This window comes from Pedobacter fastidiosus, from assembly GCF_014306625.1.
GTDB classification, from domain to species: domain Bacteria; phylum Bacteroidota; class Bacteroidia; order Sphingobacteriales; family Sphingobacteriaceae; genus Pedobacter; species Pedobacter fastidiosus.
The window spans coordinates 94,849-113,148 of record NZ_JACRYL010000006.1 but is presented as its reverse complement, the minus strand read 5'-3'; the positions used below and the strand labels follow the sequence as shown (position 1 = coordinate 113,148).

The 18,300-nt window shown below is 33.9% G+C and carries 18 protein-coding genes; 11 read left to right on the top strand and 7 right to left on the bottom strand.

Annotated features, from left to right (window positions below; genetic code table 11):
- Positions 1-165: 165 nt before the first annotated feature.
- Entirely contained in the window at positions 166-1,353 is a 1,188-nt protein-coding gene (locus H7U22_RS08150; RefSeq protein WP_187070853.1) for an ATP-binding protein, read from the bottom strand.
- 161 nt (positions 1,354-1,514) lie between these two features.
- Between H7U22_RS08150 and H7U22_RS08145 the strand changes: the two genes are divergently transcribed.
- The 3 genes from H7U22_RS08145 (at position 1,515) to H7U22_RS08135 (ending at position 3,375) form a co-directional block, all read left to right on the top strand.
- Positions 1,515-2,126 (top strand): hypothetical protein, encoded by a 612-nt coding sequence (locus H7U22_RS08145; protein WP_187070852.1) that lies wholly within the window; start codon positions 1,515-1,517, stop codon positions 2,124-2,126.
- 111 nt (positions 2,127-2,237) lie between these two features.
- Positions 2,238-2,750, top strand: a complete 513-nt coding sequence (locus tag H7U22_RS08140) for a hypothetical protein (RefSeq protein ID WP_187070851.1) — start codon at positions 2,238-2,240, stop codon at positions 2,748-2,750.
- Between the two features lie 121 nt (positions 2,751-2,871).
- Positions 2,872-3,375, top strand: a complete 504-nt coding sequence (locus H7U22_RS08135) for a hypothetical protein (protein WP_187070850.1) — start codon at positions 2,872-2,874, stop codon at positions 3,373-3,375.
- A gap of 412 nt (positions 3,376-3,787) precedes the next feature.
- Here H7U22_RS08135 and alaS read toward each other — a convergent pair whose 3' ends face one another.
- Complete coding sequence (alaS, locus tag H7U22_RS08130) at positions 3,788-6,445, bottom strand: alanine--tRNA ligase (protein ID WP_187070849.1); 2,658 nt, start codon at positions 6,443-6,445, stop codon at positions 3,788-3,790.
- A 115-nt stretch (positions 6,446-6,560) separates the two neighbouring features.
- Here alaS and H7U22_RS08125 point away from each other — a divergent pair, with 115 nt between their 5' ends.
- On the top strand, positions 6,561-6,896 hold the full coding sequence (locus H7U22_RS08125; RefSeq protein WP_109928129.1) for a MerR family transcriptional regulator: 336 nt from the start codon (positions 6,561-6,563) through the stop codon (positions 6,894-6,896).
- Between the two features lie 3 nt (positions 6,897-6,899).
- On the opposite strand, the gene H7U22_RS08120 is transcribed toward H7U22_RS08125, so the two are convergent.
- From H7U22_RS08120 to H7U22_RS08110, 3 genes are all read right to left on the bottom strand, one after another.
- On the bottom strand, positions 6,900-7,289 hold the full coding sequence (locus H7U22_RS08120) for a type II toxin-antitoxin system VapC family toxin (RefSeq protein ID WP_187070848.1): 390 nt from the start codon (positions 7,287-7,289) through the stop codon (positions 6,900-6,902).
- Positions 7,274-7,501: a hypothetical protein gene (locus H7U22_RS08115; protein WP_187070847.1), complete on the bottom strand. Its 228-nt coding sequence runs from the start codon at positions 7,499-7,501 to the stop codon at positions 7,274-7,276. Before H7U22_RS08115 ends, H7U22_RS08120 begins: the two co-directional genes overlap by 16 nt.
- Before the next feature lie 345 nt (positions 7,502-7,846).
- Positions 7,847-8,062, bottom strand: a complete 216-nt coding sequence (locus tag H7U22_RS08110; protein ID WP_187070846.1) for a hypothetical protein — start codon at positions 8,060-8,062, stop codon at positions 7,847-7,849.
- 123 nt (positions 8,063-8,185) lie between these two features.
- On the opposite strand from H7U22_RS08110, the gene H7U22_RS08105 reads away from it, so the two are divergent.
- The 7 genes from H7U22_RS08105 to H7U22_RS08080 all read left to right on the top strand — a co-directional run bounded on the left by H7U22_RS08105 (position 8,186) and on the right by H7U22_RS08080 (position 16,881).
- Positions 8,186-8,986, top strand: coding sequence for a PorV/PorQ family protein (locus H7U22_RS08105; protein WP_187070845.1), 801 nt, complete (start codon positions 8,186-8,188; stop codon positions 8,984-8,986).
- Positions 8,976-9,896: a helix-hairpin-helix domain-containing protein gene (locus H7U22_RS23045; protein WP_248284701.1), complete on the top strand. Its 921-nt coding sequence runs from the start codon at positions 8,976-8,978 to the stop codon at positions 9,894-9,896. Before H7U22_RS08105 ends, H7U22_RS23045 begins: the two co-directional genes overlap by 11 nt.
- Positions 9,897-9,956: 60 nt before the next feature.
- Positions 9,957-11,006, top strand: a complete 1,050-nt coding sequence (locus H7U22_RS23040) for a hypothetical protein (protein WP_248284700.1) — start codon at positions 9,957-9,959, stop codon at positions 11,004-11,006.
- Positions 11,007-11,009: 3 nt separating this feature from the next.
- Positions 11,010-13,097 carry a ComEC/Rec2 family competence protein gene (locus H7U22_RS08095; RefSeq protein WP_187070844.1) on the top strand — a complete coding sequence of 696 codons (2,088 nt, stop codon included), beginning with the start codon at positions 11,010-11,012 and terminating at the stop codon, positions 13,095-13,097.
- Position 13,098: 1 nt separating this feature from the next.
- A complete protein-coding gene (locus H7U22_RS08090; protein WP_187070843.1) occupies positions 13,099-13,875 on the top strand; it encodes an enoyl-CoA hydratase/isomerase family protein in 777 nt (258 codons plus the stop codon).
- Between the two features lie 24 nt (positions 13,876-13,899).
- Entirely contained in the window at positions 13,900-14,580 is a 681-nt protein-coding gene (locus tag H7U22_RS08085; RefSeq protein WP_187070842.1) for a DUF4412 domain-containing protein, read from the top strand.
- Positions 14,581-14,715: 135 nt separating this feature from the next.
- Positions 14,716-16,881 carry a S9 family peptidase gene (locus H7U22_RS08080; protein ID WP_187070841.1) on the top strand — a complete coding sequence of 722 codons (2,166 nt, stop codon included), beginning with the start codon at positions 14,716-14,718 and terminating at the stop codon, positions 16,879-16,881.
- A gap of 36 nt (positions 16,882-16,917) precedes the next feature.
- On the opposite strand, the gene H7U22_RS08075 is transcribed toward H7U22_RS08080, so the two are convergent.
- Entirely contained in the window at positions 16,918-17,607 is a 690-nt protein-coding gene (locus H7U22_RS08075; protein WP_317172958.1) for a DUF3307 domain-containing protein, read from the bottom strand.
- Between the two features lie 19 nt (positions 17,608-17,626).
- A complete protein-coding gene (locus H7U22_RS08070) occupies positions 17,627-18,238 on the bottom strand; it encodes a SatD family protein (RefSeq protein ID WP_187070840.1) in 612 nt (203 codons plus the stop codon).
- Positions 18,239-18,300 lie beyond the last annotated feature (62 nt).

Genomic DNA, 18,300 nt, shown 5'->3' with positions numbered 1-18,300 from the left:
ACACAGATTTAGGCTTATCTATTATTAAATTTTATGGAGCAAATATAGTTATTAACTAAACTTAATTTGCTACAAAATTAGCACGAATTTTTATCCCAGGAAAAACAAAAATCAAATATGATGATTAGTTTAATCCTTATAAATCTGCTGTTATTTTAATGTTTTTTAAAAAAGACTAACTGGAGAAATTTTTAAAAATTCTTGCCATGGTATGCCACCTGCACCAACCATAAGCACTTTATCTGGTTTATACATTTTGCTGAATGCGGCCATGCCTGAAGTTCCTGTTACCAAACCTGTGCTTTTAACTTCTAAGCCGATTACCTTGCCTCGCTTTTCTAAAACAAAATCTACTTCATCATTTCTATGTCGCCAATAAAATACTTTATAACCCTCCACAAGAGAAGAATTTAATAAATGTGCACCAATTGATGATTCGACCATTCTGCCCCATTCGGCAGGTTGTTTCTTTATCTCTTCAAAATATTCGTTTCGTTGAGCGCTAACTAAGGCGTTGTTGTGAACCTGAAATTTTGGGCTCGATGAACGTTTGCGAATCACATCTGCAGCAAATTTTTCAATCCCACCCAATAATCCAGCCGTATCTAATAGCTGCAAATAATGAGATAATGTCGTGGTATTTCCTGCATCAGATAGCTGACCTAAAATCTTTGTAAAAGAGAGAATTTGACCAGAATATAAACAACCTAATTCAAATAATCTTTTCATTAAGGCAGGCTTATCCACTCGGGTGAGCATCAATATATCTTTTGAAATACTAGTTTCTATTAATGCATTTGAAACATAATTTTTCCAACGTTCTTCGTCATCAATTAATCCTGCCGAACCAGGATAACCACCAAACCAAACATATTGCTCTGCTGTGAAACCAAAAGCTTTTTCCATCTCGGTAAAACTCCAATGCCCTAAATAAGTTAATTCGAAACGACCAGCTAATGATTCCGTTAATCCTTGCTGGATGAGTAGTCTTGATGAGCCCAATAAAATCACTTTAATATTGATTCCATTTCTCATGTCCTCATCCCATAATCGTTTTACAATTTCACTCCAATTATCTATTTTTTGGATTTCATCAATTACTAAAAGATATTCATTAACACCTAATTCCTTTATTGTTTGGCGTGAATTATTCCAGATTAGCTCAATCCATGTTTTATCTGATGCAGGAACAGCATCTGCAGATTCAAACAAATAGGGCACAGTAATTTTCTGAACCAATTGATTAATTAAGGTAGTTTTCCCTATCTGTCTTGGCCCAACAAGCACTTGAATAAATCTTTTTGGTTCGTTCAGCACCTTTATAACCCTTTGTAATTCAATACGTTCAAACATAATTTACAATTTACTCAATACAATGAGTAAAATTACTCAATGTAATTCGTAATAAGAAATTTAGTTAAAGAATGTTAAAACAGATTATCATAATTAAACTAGTGAGCAAACTCACCGTCTATTAACCAAACACAAAAAGAAACCCTTAATTTAAAAACGTTATGAAAAAGTTAGTATTATTTGCTGCAGTTCTGATGGTTTCATTATTCAGCATAAACAATGCGAAAGCACAGGTTAGTTTAAACATAAATATTGGTTCGCAACCAGTTTGGGGGCCAACAGGTTACGATCATGTAGATTATTACTATTTCCCTGATATTGATGCTTATTATTATGTCCCATCTGGCCAATATATTATTTCCAATGGCGGTCGTTGGGTTTGGGTAAATAGTTTGCCCGCTCAATATGGTAATTTCGATTTATACAGATCATATAAAGTGGTGATCAATAAACCAAGGCCATATTTACAGAACAATTATTATGTAACTAATTACAGCAGATACAAAAACTACGGTGGTCGTCAAACAGTGATTAGAGATAGTCGTGATACAAAATATTATGTAGTAAAAGGACATCCTAATTACAACTCAAATAACAGACCAGCTCAAGTTGTTCGCCCACAAAACAATGTCCGCCCGAGTCGTCCGCAAGTAGTTAACAGACCTGCTCAACAAGTAAGGCCAACTCAAAATAACGGTCGACCAGCAGGGAATAAAGGCGGAAACAATCGTCCGGATAGAAATGATCCAAAACGTGGAAACGACAGACATTAATTATATTATTTAGTTGTGCCAAGGGAATTTCGAAAGAGGTTCCCTTTTTTGTTTTTTAGTTTTTGGCATGGGCTTTGGCATTAAATACCAAACACACTTATATAATCAATTATGAAAAAATTATTTCTAATCGCTGCAGCACTGATGGTTTCATTTCTCAGCATTTCAGTAAAAGCACAATTAAATGTGAATGTAAATATTGGTTCGCAACCACTTTGGGGTCCTACAGGTTACGATCACGTAGATTATTATTACCTCCCAGATGTAGAAAGTTATTATTATGTACCGAAGAAACAATTTGTTTACTTAAATGGAAATGATTGGGTTTTTGCGAATAATTTACCTTCAAGATATGGCAACTATGATTTATACAACGGATACAAAGTTGTAATTAACTCCCCAAAACCTTACTTAAATTTCAAGAATGATAAAGTAAAGTATGGGAAATTTAAAGGCAATAAAGGTCAATTAGTTATTAGAGATAGTCGAGATAGCAAATATTATGTTGTTAAAGGCCATCCACACGGAATGCCTCCAGGACAAGCAAAAAAAATCTATGGAAAAGGGAATAATGGGAACGGAAATGGCCATAAGGGAAAAGGTAATGGCAAAGGAAAACATTAATATATAAGATGTAATGCACAAGGGAATTTCGAAAGGGGTTCCCTTTTTTTATATCTCTGTTACAATAGAAATTTTGGCACAGCGTTTGAATATTTAATTGTACACACAAATACATTAGATTATGAAAAAGTTATTAATCATCTCCGCGATTGTAGGTATCGTGGCTTTAACATCTAATCAATCAAACGCTCAAATTAGTTTAAACGTTAACATAGGTGCTCAACCCAATTGGGTGCCAGCTGGTTACCAAGATGTTAATTATTATTATCTTCCAGAAGTTCAATCTTACTACTATGTACCGCAAAGGCAATTTGTTTATCTAAGCGGAAATCGTTGGACAAGATCTAGATACCTGCCTGCAAGATACAGAGGCTACGATCTACATAGAGGTAGAAAAGTAGTTGTTTATGGGAATAGTCCATACAGAAGTTACAATACGCATAGAGTTAAATACTCCAATCATTCCAATTATTACCGATCATCTTATGGAGGTGGAAACCGAGTTAGATATAGTGCACCGAGAAATAATTACAGACCACAACGCGTTGATTATAGACGTCATGACAGCAGAGTAAATTCGAGTTTATTCTCTAGAGGACACAGAGAAAAACACGGCAGACATTAAAATATAAAAGAGGCTTTCGGGCCTCTTTTTTTATGTGCTGTTACTTGAATTTATTTCAGATTTTTTTTATTTGGAAAGCAATTGCAGAAGTTCTTTTGTTTGGTTCCATCCCGCTTTTCGTTGCAATCTTTAAAAAAAACTTCTGTCATTCTGAGGAACGAAGAATCTGTTTCATCGGCTGTAGATACTTCGTGCCTCAGTATGACAGCATATTCAAGGTTGCTACATTTTTTAAAGTATTTACACTTCAATCGCGTTTAATCAACAAAAACAGTAATTTTATTTACAGAAACCAAAATTCAATCCGTCATTTCGATTGGAGCGCAGCGAAACAGAGAAATCTTTGAACGTTGACTATTTACAAAGATTTCTCCTCTACTGTCGAAATGACGACTTGTTGAATAATGTCTTATTAAGCTATAAATCCCTCAGCCTTTTCTAAAACAGCTGCTAAACCAGCAGAATTTTTACCACCAGCAGTTGCGTAAAACGGCTGACCACCGCCACCGCCTTGAATTTCTTTTCCCAATTCTCGAACAATATTTGATGCATTCATTCCCTTCTTCACTAAATCATCAGAAAGCATTACCGTAATTCCGGGTTTACTATCAATTTCTGTAGTAAAAACCAGAAACAAATTATCTATCATATCTTTTAATGAGAAGGCAAGATTTTTAACTGCGTCGGCACTTTGCAAATCAATATGTTTTGCAATTAAGTTAATACCATTTATTCCACGAACGTGATGAACAATTTCATGTTTCAAAATATTAACACGTTCTATTGTAGATTTTTCAATCTCTTTTTTCAGTTTTGCATTTTCATCAAGCAAAGCTTGAACAGACGCTGACAAATCTTTCGAACCGTTAAGTAAAGTTTTTAAAGTTCCTAGTTCTTTCCTTTGATCTAAGAAATATTGTTCAGCTTTATCTGCAGTAATCGCTTCAATCCTACGAACGCCTGCAGCAACAGCACTTTCAGAAATAATTTTGAAAGAACCAATTTGCCCGGTAGCTTTTACGTGTGTTCCGCCACAAAGTTCTTTAGAGAAATGGTCGTCAAAAGTGATCATTCGGACAAAATCTCCATACTTTTCACCGAATAGTGCCGTAACGCCACTTTCAATCGCATCTTGATATGGAACATTTCTCTGTTCTTTTAATTTAATATTCTGTCTTATTTTCTGATTTACAATTACCTCAATTTGAGCCAGTTCTTCATCGGTTACTTTAGCGAAGTGAGAAAAATCAAATCGTAAATAGTCAGCATTTACCAGCGAGCCTTTTTGATTTACATGTTTACCCAAAATTTGTTTCAAAGCAGCATGCAATAAGTGTGTAGCCGAATGATTGTCTTCAGTTAAAACACGCTTATCTTCATCAACAACAGCCCAAAACTTGCCCTCCAAATTATCAGGAAGAATATCTGCGAAATGAACAGTTAAACCATTCTCTTTTTTCGTATCGGTAATATCAACCCAAAACTGGCGACTATGGTCTTCTAAACGACCAGTATCTCCAACCTGACCACCACTTTCTGCATAAAAAGGCGTGTGACGTAATACGATTTGATATTGCTCTTTTCCTTTTGCTTTAACTTTACGGTATTTTAAAATCTCCGTTTCAATTTCTAAATCATCGTAACCTACAAATTCACTTTGGTCATCAGCGTTTACTGTAATCCAATCGCTTGTATCAATGGCGGTAGCAGCACGAGAACGATTTTTCTGTTCAGCTAAAGCTTTGTTGAAGCCGTCAACATTTACAGTCCAACCAATTTCACTAGCCATTAATTCAGTCAAATCTAAAGGAAAGCCGAATGTATCTGAAAGTGTAAATACAAAACTTCCTTCAATCTCTTTTTCTTTCGGCAAAGTGTAACCTTGATTATGTTCATCAAAAGTATTTCGTGAATTTATATATTCATTAAAACGTATTATTCCATTACCTAAAGTTCTCAAAAAAGAAACTTCTTCTTCCAAAACTACTTTCTGAACAAAATCCTGCTGAGAAATTAATTCATCAAATACACCTTTAAATTGTTCGGCCAATAAAGGAACCAATTGATTTAAAAACGGCTCTTTAAAGTTTAAGAATGTATAAGCGTAACGTACAGCACGACGTAAAATCCTGCGGATAACGTAACCAGCTTTATTATTTGAGGGCAATTGACCATCGGCAATTACAAAAGATATAGCACGAATATGGTCGGCCATAACACGCATTGCAATGTCGGTTTTCTCATCAGCACCATATTTAATTCCAGATTTTTCAGCAATAAACTGAATCATCGGTTGAAAAACATCTGTATCGTAATTAGAAGTTTTTTCTTGTAAAACACGCACTAAACGCTCGAAACCCATTCCTGTATCAACGTGCTTTTCTGGCAAGCTTTGCAACGAACCATCTTTTAAACGGTTGAACTGCATAAACACATTATTCCAGATTTCGATAACCTGCGGATGGTCAGCATTTACCAAAGTTGCGCCATCAACCGAAGCTTTTTCTTCATCGGTACGGCAATCTACATGGATTTCAGAACAAGGACCGCAAGGACCAGTATCACCCATTTCCCAGAAATTATCTTTTTTATTTCCTGGTAAAATATGGCTTTCATCAACATATTGTTTCCAAAGGTCGTAAGCCTCTTGGTCTTTTTCCAAGCCCTCTTTTTCATCACCCTCAAAATAGGTAACGTATATTTTTTCTTTCGGAATTTTATAAACTTCGGTCAATAATTCCCAGCTCCAATCGATAGCATCTTTCTTAAAATAATCGCCAAAGCTCCAATTTCCCAACATTTCGAACATGGTATGGTGGTAAGTATCGATCCCCACTTCTTCCAAATCGTTATGCTTTCCAGAAACGCGTAAACAGCGTTGAGTATCGGCAACACGAGGATATTTTATAGGCGCCTCTCCTAAAAACAAGTCTTTAAATTGGTTCATGCCAGCATTGGTAAACATTAACGTTGGGTCATTTTTTACCACAATTGGTGCCGATGAAACAATATGATGTTGTTTCTCTTTAAAAAATTCTAGGAATGCCTGTCTTATCTCTTGTGCTGTCATTAGTATATTATTGGAGGAACAAAATTAAAATTTTATTGCGTTAATAAGGAAAAATCGAGCTACATTTGAATACTTTAATTAATCGTTGTAAAACCCTAATAATCAAGCACAAGTTATGCCGTATAAAGAAAGAGACATTAATAAAATGTATTATACCATGGGCGAAGTGACTGAAATGTTTAATGTAAACGCGTCGCAAATCCGTTTTTACGAAAAGGAATTCGACATTCTTCAACCTAAGAAAAACAAGAAAGGTAACCGATTATTCACTCCCGAAGACATTGAAAACTTAAAGATTATCTTCAATTTGGTTGATGAAAAAGGTTTCACTTTGAAAGGTGCTAAAGATTACTTAAAGAATAATAAATCAGGTGTTAAAGAGAATCAAAAGATTATAGATTCGTTAGAAAAACTAAAAGGATTTTTAGTGAATTTAGCGCAAGAGTTGTAATGATTAAGCTATAATTTCTAAGTTTATAATTCTTTCAAAGTGTTTGATGTTCAAAGTAGCTAATGATAAGTTGTTTGAAACTGCTGTTGCCGCAATAAATAAATCCGCTATTGCCAATTGTTGACTTTTCTTTTTTAATTCTTTATTGATTTCTACTGATGTCTTTGCAGCTCTTTCATCAAAAGGCAAAACATCTATTCTTCTTAATATTTCATTCCAAAAAGAAAGCTGAGCCTCTGTAGCTCCAGAGTATATCTCATAATAAGTTATTGCTGAAATCACGAAGTCATAACCCTCGTCAAATAAAGTAATCCATTTTGAGTTTATTTTATCTGATTTTCTAAAGTAATCAATAAGTATTGACGTATCAACCAGAATTATTTCTCCCGCCATTCATTAATTGATTTTCTTGTTTCTATTAAAATTTCTAATTGTTTATCAGAAAATGTTGGACCACTTAGCAAAAGTTTTTTATAGTCTTCCCGGTCTTTTTCTTTAACCAATTTTTCGTCTACCTCTTGCTTAAGTTTTAGCCATTGCTTTTCGGGCATATTTTTAATTAACTTAACTAATTGTTCAAAGCCGATGTCAACTTGTAATTCCATAGTTCAATTTTTACTAAATCAAATTTAATCATTTAATTGTTCACAAGTAATCTTTTGATTGCACTTTAATTTTTAATTAATACACTTCATCGTGATTACCAATATCTACTAATACGGCTTTCATGGGTTTATCTTTTGTGAAGAAGAAAACAACTCTTAAATCATATTCAACAGAGAAACTCCAAGAACCTTTAAGTTTACCCGAGAGTTTATGAGTTTTCTATTTAGAACTAAAAGGGTCTTCAATAAATAGATTTAACTTATCCCAAAACACTACCTCTACGGATTTGTTCTGGATACGTTTTTTAAATGCTTTTTTAAAGGAATCACTAAAAGTAACTTCCACTAAAGCATTTTCTTAAGCTGATTGATATTAGACGAAAATTTTAACTCAGCTGATTTATATTCTTTCTTCGCTGCTTTTAAGTTTGCCTCAATTTCATCTCTTCTAGAATCTGCAATATTGTGTTCAAGTAATTCTTTCAATTCCAACCTGTCTTCTAATGGTAAATTATACATTGTATCTACCAAAGTATCGAAGTTAATATTTGATTTATCCATAATTCAAATTTAATCAATAATTACCTCAACAACAATTTTTTTGTTTTAGATTAAATTTTCTCTACATTAGAACAACCAACAACAATCACCCTATTTTTTATTTACTGGTTTTAACGCCCTCAAATGAAGATATGGAATGTATTGTTAATCTCCCTCACACCTTTTTATTTATTCGCCCAAAACAATTTGGGTCCGCGGTTAACTGCCATGGGCAACAATGGCGCAGCTGTTACCGATGTTTGGGCGTTGCAGGCAAATCCGTCAGGAATAACCTCGCTTGAGAGACCAACAGTTTCATTAAATTACATCAAACATCTTTTCAGCACTGAGATTAGTACGCAGGCCTTAGCGGCTGTTATACCGTTTAAAAACAATTTTGTTGGTGCCAGTTTTCAGCGATATGGCTTTGCAGAATACAACGAAAGCAAAATCGGTTTTGCCTATGCGAAGAAGTTTAGTGAGAAATTATCCATCGCTCTAAATGGAAATTATCATCAACTAAAAATTGCGAATTATGGCTCATCAACTGGCTTTTCTGTGGATGTTGGCGCCCTTTATCAATTCAATAAAGAATTTACTTTCGGGGCTTTTGTAAGCAATCCATCAAAACAAAAATTTAGCAGTTCGGAAGTATTAATAGAAATTCCGAGTTCTTTTAATGTTGGTGTAAGTTATTTAGCGTCTGATAAAGTTTTAATTGCTACATCAGTAAGTAAAACGCTCAATCATTCTATTGATGTTAGTTTAGGTATTGATTATAAAATGATGGATTTACTGAGTTTACGAGGTGGTTTAAGCGCTAAACCTTTTAAACAATATGCAGGTTTCGGCTTGAATTACAAGAAATTTCTATTGGATATGGCAACAACTTACGATGCCAATCTAGGTTACGCACCTCAAATTGCTCTAGGTTATGCGTTTTAGAATGTTAACCATGCTCCTGGTGATGATCACTTTCATTGCAAATGCGCAAATAGCCGAGCAAGAAGTTAATGTACGAGATATTTTAGAAAGTGTCGCCGAAAATCTTCCTGATGATTACGACATGACGGAGCTTATTGAAGTTTTAAGTCGGTTGAAGAAGCATCCTATTAACTTGAATAAGACTTCGTCAGAAGAATTGAAAACTTTAGTGTTTTTATCGCCACTGCAAATCAGCAATTTCTTCGCTTACATCAAAGAAAATGGAAATTTTGTTGATGTTTTGGAACTTCAAACCATTGATGCCTTTGATGTTAAAACAGTTGAAAGCTTAATTCCATTTGTAACCTTAAATGCCACAACAGAATATGAAAAACTCTCCTTTCATAACTTAATAAATCTAGGCGAAAACGATGTGGTAATGCGTTACGCTCAAACTTTGCAAAAGCAAAAGGGTTTTACTGATTTACCCGGAAACCGATATTTAGGCACACCAGAAAGATTTCAAACACGTTATCGATTTCATTATGGAACAATCGTTTCTGCAGCCATAACTTTTGATAAAGATGCTGGCGAAAAGTTTATTGGAAAACCATTCGATTTCTTTTCTGGAAACATAGCACTTTACAAACTAGGAAAAATTAAAAAGGTTGTAATTGGAGATTATACTTTGCAATTTGGGCAAGGAATAACTTTATGGTCTGGATTTTCTTTCGGTAAAGGGCCAGATGTAACCAGCGTTGCCAAGAAAGATTTGGGTTTAAAACCTTACACTTCGGCAAATGAATATTCGTTTTTAAGAGGCGCATCTGCCACGATAAATCTTCATAAAAATTTCGATCTCACTCCTTTCGTTTCTTTTAGAAATTTAGATGCGAGCCAGGATTTTGATCTTGATGGAAATTTAGTTTAAGCGACCATTAATCAAACGGGCTTGCATAGAACGCCCTCAGAAATAGAAAACAAAAGCTCGTTGAGTCAAAGAGTTTTTGGAGCAGTAGTTCAATATAATAAAAATGAACTAAGCATTGGAGGCATTGCTTATCAGAGTAAATATGGAAATAGTTTTATTACGCAATCTGCCATTTACGATCGATTCAGTTTCACCGGAAATTCCTTAACAAATGTTGGGCTTTACTACAACTACACTTATAAAAATATTTATTTCTTTGGTGAGGGCGGAAAAAGTCTAAACAGTGGCCTAGCTTATGTAAATGGTGCTTTAATCAGTTTATCATCCACAGTTTCGGCAGCGATAACTTACAGAGATTATGATAAAAATTATCATAACTTTTTTAATCAGGCTTTGGCAGAAGCAAGTGAAGCCGTAAATGAAAAAGGACTTTATGCAGGATTAAACATCATCCCAAACAAACGGTGGTCGTTTTCAATTTATGGAGATTACTTTCAATTTCCCTGGTTAAAATACCGTGTAGATGCGCCCTCAAAAGGTTATGAAATTTTAAGTCAGGCGATTTACACACCGAGTAAAACATTTAAAATAGTAGCCAGATTTAAAACAGAAAACAAACAGCAAAATACTGATTTAGAGGTTCCGATAAATTACTTGGATGATGTAAAGAAAGAAGGTTATCGGGTTGAGGTAAGTTGGCAATTAAATAAAAAATGGAGCTTCCAGAACAGAGCGGAAGTTTCTCAATACAGAAAAGGAGAAGCTAATCGCGAGTTTGGGTATTTGGTTTATCAAGACGTAGATTATTCTCCCATGTTTTCTAAAATTACAGGGAATTTAAGAATTGCTTATTTTAATACACCGAGTTACAACAGTAGAATTTATGCTTATGAGGATGATGTTTTATACAGTTTTGCGTTTGGGATGTATAGCGGAAAAGGATTTCGAACTTACTTAAACTTGAAGTATAACCTTGCCAAGAAATTAAATATCTGGGCCAGATACGCCATGTTTATTTACAAAGATGTAGAAACAGTTGGTTCATATTTAGATGAAATTCAAGGCAATAAAAAGTCAGAAATTAAAATTCAATTGAGGTATCAATTTTAAATTATGTTTAAAACTGAATACATCTTCGCTCGGATTTTACTTCCAATGATTATTGGAATTGCAGCATTCTATTTCTTCGCAAATCAACAAAGTTTATTCTGGTTGAAGATTATAATATCTTTAATTTTTATTTCCATTTTGGCAATTAATTTCGCTTACAAGAAGCTAAATGCACATCGATTTAAGGGAATTACTGGCATTCTCATATTTGTGTTTTTCTTTATGTTGGGCGGTTTACTTTGCACCCTCAATAATGAAAAGCTGAGAGAAAATTATTTTACTAAAAGGAGTTATTCCTATTTAAAAATTTGGGTAAATGATGAACCTGAACAAACCAATGATATCCTTCGATTTAAAGCCAGAGTAGTTTCTGGTTACGAAAATTCGAAACAAATTAAACTAAGTGGCCAATTACTTTTGGCCCTAAAGTTAGACAGCCTTAATCCTGTTAAATTAAAATATGGCGACGAACTAATCATTTCTGCAAAGTATTTGGAAGTCGAACCACCTTTTAATCCAGCAGAATTCAACTTTAAAAATTGGTTGGCTGGGCAAAATGTCTACGAGCAAACGTTCATCAATCAAAATCATCTCCTTAAAACTGAAAGAAATATTGGAAACCCGATTATTAAATATGCTTTAGATTTAAGAGAGAAACAGGTAGCAAAATATCGAAAAATGATTAAAGATGATGAAGCTTTTGCGGTTGCATCAACATTAATTTTAGGTTTTCGGGCAGATTTAAGTAAAGAAACTTTAGCAGCTTATTCTAAAACGGGAACAATCCACGCACTATCCGTATCAGGTAGTCATGTAGCCATAATTTTCTTGGTATTGGATTTCTTTCTAATCTTCCTGAATAAAAAACGAATCCTAAAAATTTTCAAATTCTTTTTGATTTGTGGTCTAATTTGGATTTACGCTCTCATTACTGGATTATCGCCATCAGTTGCAAGGTCGGCGATTATGATCACAATTTTTATTGCATCTAAAACTTTTGCTCGAAATAAAAATAGCTATAACATATTGGCTTTTGCAGCCTTTTGCCAGCTCATTTATGATCCTTTTCTAATTTGGGATGTGGGTTTTGAACTCTCTTACATCTCAGTATTTGGCTTAATTTATCTTCAACCTAAGATTTATAAATGGATCTACATTAAAAACAAATGGCTTGATAAAATTTGGCAACTTATTGCACTTTCCTTATCTGCTCAATTGGTAACTTTTCCGCTCTGTATTTATTATTTCCATCAATTTCCCGTTTACTTTTTGCTCGGAAATCTATTCATCTCTATTCCTTTAATTATTATTATGATTTTAGGAATTTCCATTCTAGTTCCATTCATAGATCTTCTTTCTCCAATATTTGAATGGATTATTGTATCAACCAATATGGTGCTAAAATGGATAGCCGATTTACCCTACTCTACCTTTTCTGCAGTTTGGATTAACTTGCCAGAATTACTATTGATGTGCCTTGCGTTGAGCATTTTCGTTTATTCTTTGGCAAAATTTAACAAGAAGCTTTTATACACATCACTCTTAATTTTTATTGCCTATCAATCGATGGTACTTTATGACAATATTATCGCCAGCTCACAGAAAAAAATTATCTTTTTTAGTCTCAGAAAAAATTATTCAGCAGCTTTTATTAAAGGACGTGATGCGATCTTATTAACAGATTTAGATCCACAAAATAAGAATTACGATTTTTTTGTTAAGCCCGCTTTGGATGAATTTCAGATTCAAAATATAAAATTTATTAATTTAAAACAGGATACAGCTTTAAACACTTTTATAAAAAAAGATCGTCAGATTATATTCGGAAATTATAAAATTCTATGGATTGATGAATCTCTCAATTATAAAAACATAAAACTATCAGGCGGATTTTCGAGTTTATGGTTGCACAACAACACCAAATTTAAACTCAATACCATTCCAAGTGAAGCACATTACAAATCGTTTATAATAGATGCAACTAATAAGGATTACAAAATTGAAGAGTTTAAAACATTTGCGGAAAATAATAAAATAGGTGCCCATATTTTAAAGAAAAATAAAGCATATTTGATCGACTTAAGTCAATAGAATGGATAAAATGGTTTTATATCAGGTTGCGGATAGGATCGCCACCATAACAATTAATCGACCGGAAAAACGGAATGCACTAAACCCTCAAATTATTTCTGAACTTACGGAGGCTTTTATCGATGCTTCTGAAGATGATTTAGTAAAAGTGATTATATTAAAAGCAAATGGCGATGCTTTTAGCGCTGGTGCCGATTTGGAGTACCTTCAACAACTTCAAAATAATAGTTTTGAAGAAAACGTAGCTGACTCAAACAACCTTAAAAAGCTTTTTACAACCATTTATTATTTACCAAAAGTGGTTATAGCACAGGTTGAAGGTCATGCAATTGCAGGTGGATGTGGCTTAGCCAATGTTTGCGACATAATATTTGCCACGCCTGAAAGCAGTTTTGGATATACAGAGGTTAAAATTGGCTTTGTGCCAGCAATTGTTTCCTGCTTTTTGGTGCGCAAAGTAAGCGAAACTGTAGCTAAAGAAATATTACTAACAGGAAAAATTTTCAAAGCAGCACAAGCTTTGGAATATAAATTGATAAATTTTGTAACAAATTCATCAGAAATTCATCAGAAAGTAAAAGAATTTGCTTTAAGTTTGTGTAACGAAAGTTCTGGTAATTCATTAAGTATTACTAAACAATTAATTACGCAGACCACAAATTCATCTTTAGAAAAAAGTTTAGAAACTGCTGTTCAAATCAATGCTCGAGTTAGAGAGAGTGATGATTTTAAAAAAGGAATTGCATCTTTTCTAAATAAAGAAAAAATTAACTGGTAAAACAATAAAACTAAAAATAACAACATGTTCAAATCAATCAAAACGAGCGTTGTAGCGCTTATCTTAGTTAGCGCTGCGATTATTGCACACGCACAGAAAAAACTCACAGAAGGAACGCTTACTTATGGTTTAGAATATAAACTAACTGATGAGCAAAAAGCTGCAATGGGCGGCCAAGAACCACCTGCAGAGGTTAAAGTTAAATTTAACAATGGTTTAACTAAAATTGAAATGGAGCAAGGCCCAGCATTAATCAGCATCATTTCTGATAATAATGAGAAAACTGGTTTAATCTTAGTTGATGTGCCTATCGCTCAAAAACAATTTGCGGTTAAACAAACCAAAGCTGATGTAGAAACTGCTTTAGCTGGTATGGGTAAATACACAGATTTTAAAGCAACTGGCGAAAAACAAACAATTGCTGGTTATAATGCAGAAAAATATACTTATAAAGATGATAAGGGTGGTGCTCACGAATTATGGGCTACTAAAGATTTAGATTTACCAAATGTCGGTGCTCAATCTTATTTCCCAGGTTTAGGTGCTTTTCCGGTAAAATATACAATTACTCAAAGAGGCATCGAAACTACAAACACTCTAAAATCAATTTCAGATGCTAAAGTTGGTGCAATTTCAATCGCTGTTCCAACAGGTTACGAAGAAACTACCATGCAGGCTTTAATGTCTATGGGTGGTGGCGAATAATTAATTAATCACCTTTTCTAAGGCTTTTTAACTGCCGGCTTTTTATTAAATTAGCCGAAAGTTAAAAAGCTTTTTTTATGACCGAAAATTCAACAAGTCAGCATATCATCATACAATTCTAAAAATAAATATTTAATGAAAAACATATTACTCAAACTATCAATTATCTGCTTAGCGATCTGCAGCTTGATTGATGCAAAAGCCCAAACTATAAACTGGGCGAAAGATGGCAATTCTTACTATCAAATATCAAGCGGTGAAATTGTTTCAGTTTCTCTTCCTAAAAACGAAAGAAAGGTTGTTATATCTAGAGCATTATTAACTCCTTCAGGAACTGATAATTCTATCGCTGTTAGAAGTTTTCAATTATCAGCAGATGGAAATAAGGCTTTAATTTATACCAATAGCAAAAAGGTTTGGCGCTATGATACTCGTGGCGATTATTGGTTAGCTGATCTTACCACGAATAAGTTAACCCAAATTGGCAAAGATAAACCAGCATCATCATTAATGTTTGCAAAAATTTCTCCAGATGGAAGTAAGGTTGCATACGTGAGCAAGCACAATTTATACGTAGAAAATGTTGATGGTACTGGATCAAAAGCTTTAACTACAGATGGAACAGACCGTTTGATTAACGGTACTTTCGATTGGGTTTACGAAGAGGAATTTGATTGTAGAGATGGCTTTAGATGGAGCCCAGACAGCAAAACGATTGCTTATTGGCAAATTGATGCAACGAAGATTAAGAACTTTTTAATGATCAATAATACAGATTCGATTTATCCATATACCATTCCGGTAGAGTATCCAAAAGTTGGCGAAAATCCTTCTGTTTGTAAAGTTGGTGTTGTTGATGTAGCATCGGCAAAAACAAATTGGTTAAACGTTCCCGGCGATAATATACAGCACTATATTCCTCGGATGCAGTGGATTCCAAACAGCAATGAAATTATTTTACAACAACTTAATCGTGAACAGAATGAAAATAAAATATTTGTTTGTGATGCTGTAACCGGCAATGCCAAAGTACTTTATTCGGAAAAAGCTAAAGCATGGATTGATGCTGAAGATGAGTGGAAATGGTTAGCTGACAATAAAGAATTTACCATTTTATCTGAAAAAGACGGATGGAATCACCTTTATAGAATTAGTAGAGATGGAAAAAAGGAAACTTTGGTAACCAAAGGAAATTATGATGTAATTGATATTAAGTTAATTGATGAAAAAAATAACTTGGTTTATTTTATGGCGTCACCAACAAATGCTACTCAAAAATACTTATATAAAACCAAGTTAGATGGAAAAGGCAAATTGGAAATGGTAACACCTTCTATCCTGCCGGGCACGCATAGTTATGAGATTTCTCCTAACGCAGCTTTCGCTCGCCACACTTACAACAGTTCGGTAGTTAGGCCGATTACAGAGTGGATGAACTTTACAACAGGAAATCCTTTTACAATGGATGGAAGCATTACCACTCAACTATCTAAACAGGAAGCGCCTAAAAATAAAGTAGAATTTTTTAAGGTTACTACTGAAGATGGTATTGAAATGGATGGTTGGATGAAAAAACCAGATAATTTTAATCCAGATAAAAAATACCCTGTTGTGTTTTATGTTTATGGCGAACCTGCATCTCAAACTGCTGCTGATACTTATGGAGCTGGACGTAATTTTTTATATGCTGGCGATATGGCTAAAGATGGATACATTTATATTTCGATGGATAATAGAGGTGCTCCTGTTCCAAAAGGAAGCACTTGGCGCAAAAGCATTTATAAAAATATTGGTGTAATCAATATTCGTGATCAAGCAATGGCGGCTAAAAAGTTATTGGCAACCAATGCTTTTATGGATAAAGATCGCGTTGCAGTTTGGGGCTGGAGTGGCGGCGGTTCTTCTACTCTTAACTTAATGTTTCAATACCCAGAGATTTATAAAACAGGTATTGCCATTGCAGCGGTAGGAAATCAGTTAACGTATGATAATATCTATCAGGAACGCTACATGGGAACTCCTTTCCCAAGTAAAGAAGCTTATATTAAAGGTTCTCCTGTTACTTATGCTAAAAATTTAAAAGGTAATTTACTTTACATCCACGGAACTGGTGATGATAACGTTCATTATCAAAATGCAGAAATGCTGATTAATGAGCTGATCAAAAACAAAAAGGTTTTTCAATTGATGAGTTATCCAAATCGTACGCACAGCATTTCAGAAGGCGAAGGTACTAGTGAACACTTATCTTTAACTTACACTAAGTTTTTGAAAGACAATTGTCCTCCGGGAGCAAAATAAAAATCTATTTAAAAAGCAATCTTCGGGTTGCTTTTTTTATGATATGTATTGCAGGATTAACATGGCTGTAGCGATTGCAATACCAAAACTTAACAACGTTCCGATAAGTACGTATTCGGTTAATTTGATATCGTGTGCTTCTTTTAAATCGCCGAATCTGAAAATAGATTTTGCGGCCAACAAAAAACCAACAGCCTCAAAATGATTGGTTAGTACAAACAGAAAAATAAGTACCCGTTCCAATATTCCAATGTATTTTCCGGCATTTTGTAAAGATTGCGGACTTTCTGGTTGATTTGCTGGAATCCATTTGGCTATAATTACCCTCATCACTATTGAGGTTGGCATCGATAAAAATAATGCTCCAGAAATAACAATCCAAGTATTGGTATTATTTAAAAAGCTGATGTCGAGATTTCCTTTATAAAATAAATGCCAGATTAAAACTATGGATGTAAAGTGTAAAATCTGATCTACAAAAAACAAGATTCTAGCATTCTTCTTGGTTTGAAATAAAGCCTTGCAAGCATCAATAATTAAATGAATTACGCCTATTGATAAGGCCACTTTCCATACATTAAAGCTTAGAAATACAACAAATATTAAAACCACGTGAACCACTACATGAAGATACAACTTGCCCGATTTTAACTTGTTTCTTTCTTTGTCTTTTACCCAAGAATTTGGCTGTAGAAGAAATCTCCAATTAAATGGACCAGTATTAATTTGATTAAATAAATGTCCATTATTTCGAAATCTTTTGGTTTAATTTTTTACGATAAAGCTTATCCATTTCCATTATTTCAGAATAATGTGCTCTTTTTAAAGCCTCACTTACAGATGATTGTGTTCTTCCAGATAATATAGCGAGTTCACTTTGCACAATATTTTCATTTTCTAAAGCAAGCTTTACCATTTCTGCAGCCACAACTCCCCAGCTATCCATTATGATTATTGCAAGCTTAATTAATACATTGATTTCTTCATCAAATTCTTGAAAATCGGTTTTGATGGCCAAATTAACTTTTGCCTGTTTTAAGCTATCAAATGCGACTCCAGAATTAATAAAGGCATCTCCGCTTGATTCGGAAAGCTTTTTACGCTTATTTTTAACTTCACCAATACCAATTCCCATTCTTACGTCAGCAGGTTTATTAACCCTAACGCAAGCCTTTAAATAAGCAGCTACTTTAATGGCATTTTCTGGTTCTATTTCAACTTGAAAACTATCTCCTCGATAGATCTCCCATTTATTATTAACTACAGAAACTACTTTTAAAGCCGTTTTTAAGCTCAGTAGCCAACTATCTTTTATTTTTCTTGAGCCTATTATATCGCCTGTAATAATACAAATCATAACACTAATATATCTTTAAAAAATCTATTTTCCAAAATTATCGGGTAATTAGCCGATAATCT

Coding starts and splice junctions, on each gene's coding strand:
- H7U22_RS23045 (WP_248284701.1), top strand. CDS start 8,976: ATGCGTTTTAGAATGTTAACCATGCTCCTGGTGATGATCACTTTCATT.
- H7U22_RS08125 (WP_109928129.1), top strand. CDS start 6,561: ATGCCGTATAAAGAAAGAGACATTAATAAAATGTATTATACCATGGGC.
- H7U22_RS08140 (WP_187070851.1), top strand. CDS start 2,238: ATGAAAAAATTATTTCTAATCGCTGCAGCACTGATGGTTTCATTTCTC.
- alaS (WP_187070849.1), bottom strand. CDS start 6,445: ATGACAGCACAAGAGATAAGACAGGCATTCCTAGAATTTTTTAAAGAG.
- H7U22_RS08105 (WP_187070845.1), top strand. CDS start 8,186: ATGAAGATATGGAATGTATTGTTAATCTCCCTCACACCTTTTTATTTA.
- H7U22_RS08135 (WP_187070850.1), top strand. CDS start 2,872: ATGAAAAAGTTATTAATCATCTCCGCGATTGTAGGTATCGTGGCTTTA.
- H7U22_RS08070 (WP_187070840.1), bottom strand. CDS start 18,238: ATGATTTGTATTATTACAGGCGATATAATAGGCTCAAGAAAAATAAAA.
- H7U22_RS08090 (WP_187070843.1), top strand. CDS start 13,099: ATGGATAAAATGGTTTTATATCAGGTTGCGGATAGGATCGCCACCATA.
- H7U22_RS08120 (WP_187070848.1), bottom strand. CDS start 7,289: ATGGCGGGAGAAATAATTCTGGTTGATACGTCAATACTTATTGATTAC.
- H7U22_RS08085 (WP_187070842.1), top strand. CDS start 13,900: ATGTTCAAATCAATCAAAACGAGCGTTGTAGCGCTTATCTTAGTTAGC.
- H7U22_RS08080 (WP_187070841.1), top strand. CDS start 14,716: ATGAAAAACATATTACTCAAACTATCAATTATCTGCTTAGCGATCTGC.
- H7U22_RS08145 (WP_187070852.1), top strand. CDS start 1,515: ATGAAAAAGTTAGTATTATTTGCTGCAGTTCTGATGGTTTCATTATTC.
- H7U22_RS08095 (WP_187070844.1), top strand. CDS start 11,010: ATGTTTAAAACTGAATACATCTTCGCTCGGATTTTACTTCCAATGATT.
- H7U22_RS08115 (WP_187070847.1), bottom strand. CDS start 7,501: ATGGAATTACAAGTTGACATCGGCTTTGAACAATTAGTTAAGTTAATT.
- H7U22_RS08150 (WP_187070853.1), bottom strand. CDS start 1,353: ATGTTTGAACGTATTGAATTACAAAGGGTTATAAAGGTGCTGAACGAA.
- H7U22_RS08110 (WP_187070846.1), bottom strand. CDS start 8,062: ATGGATAAATCAAATATTAACTTCGATACTTTGGTAGATACAATGTAT.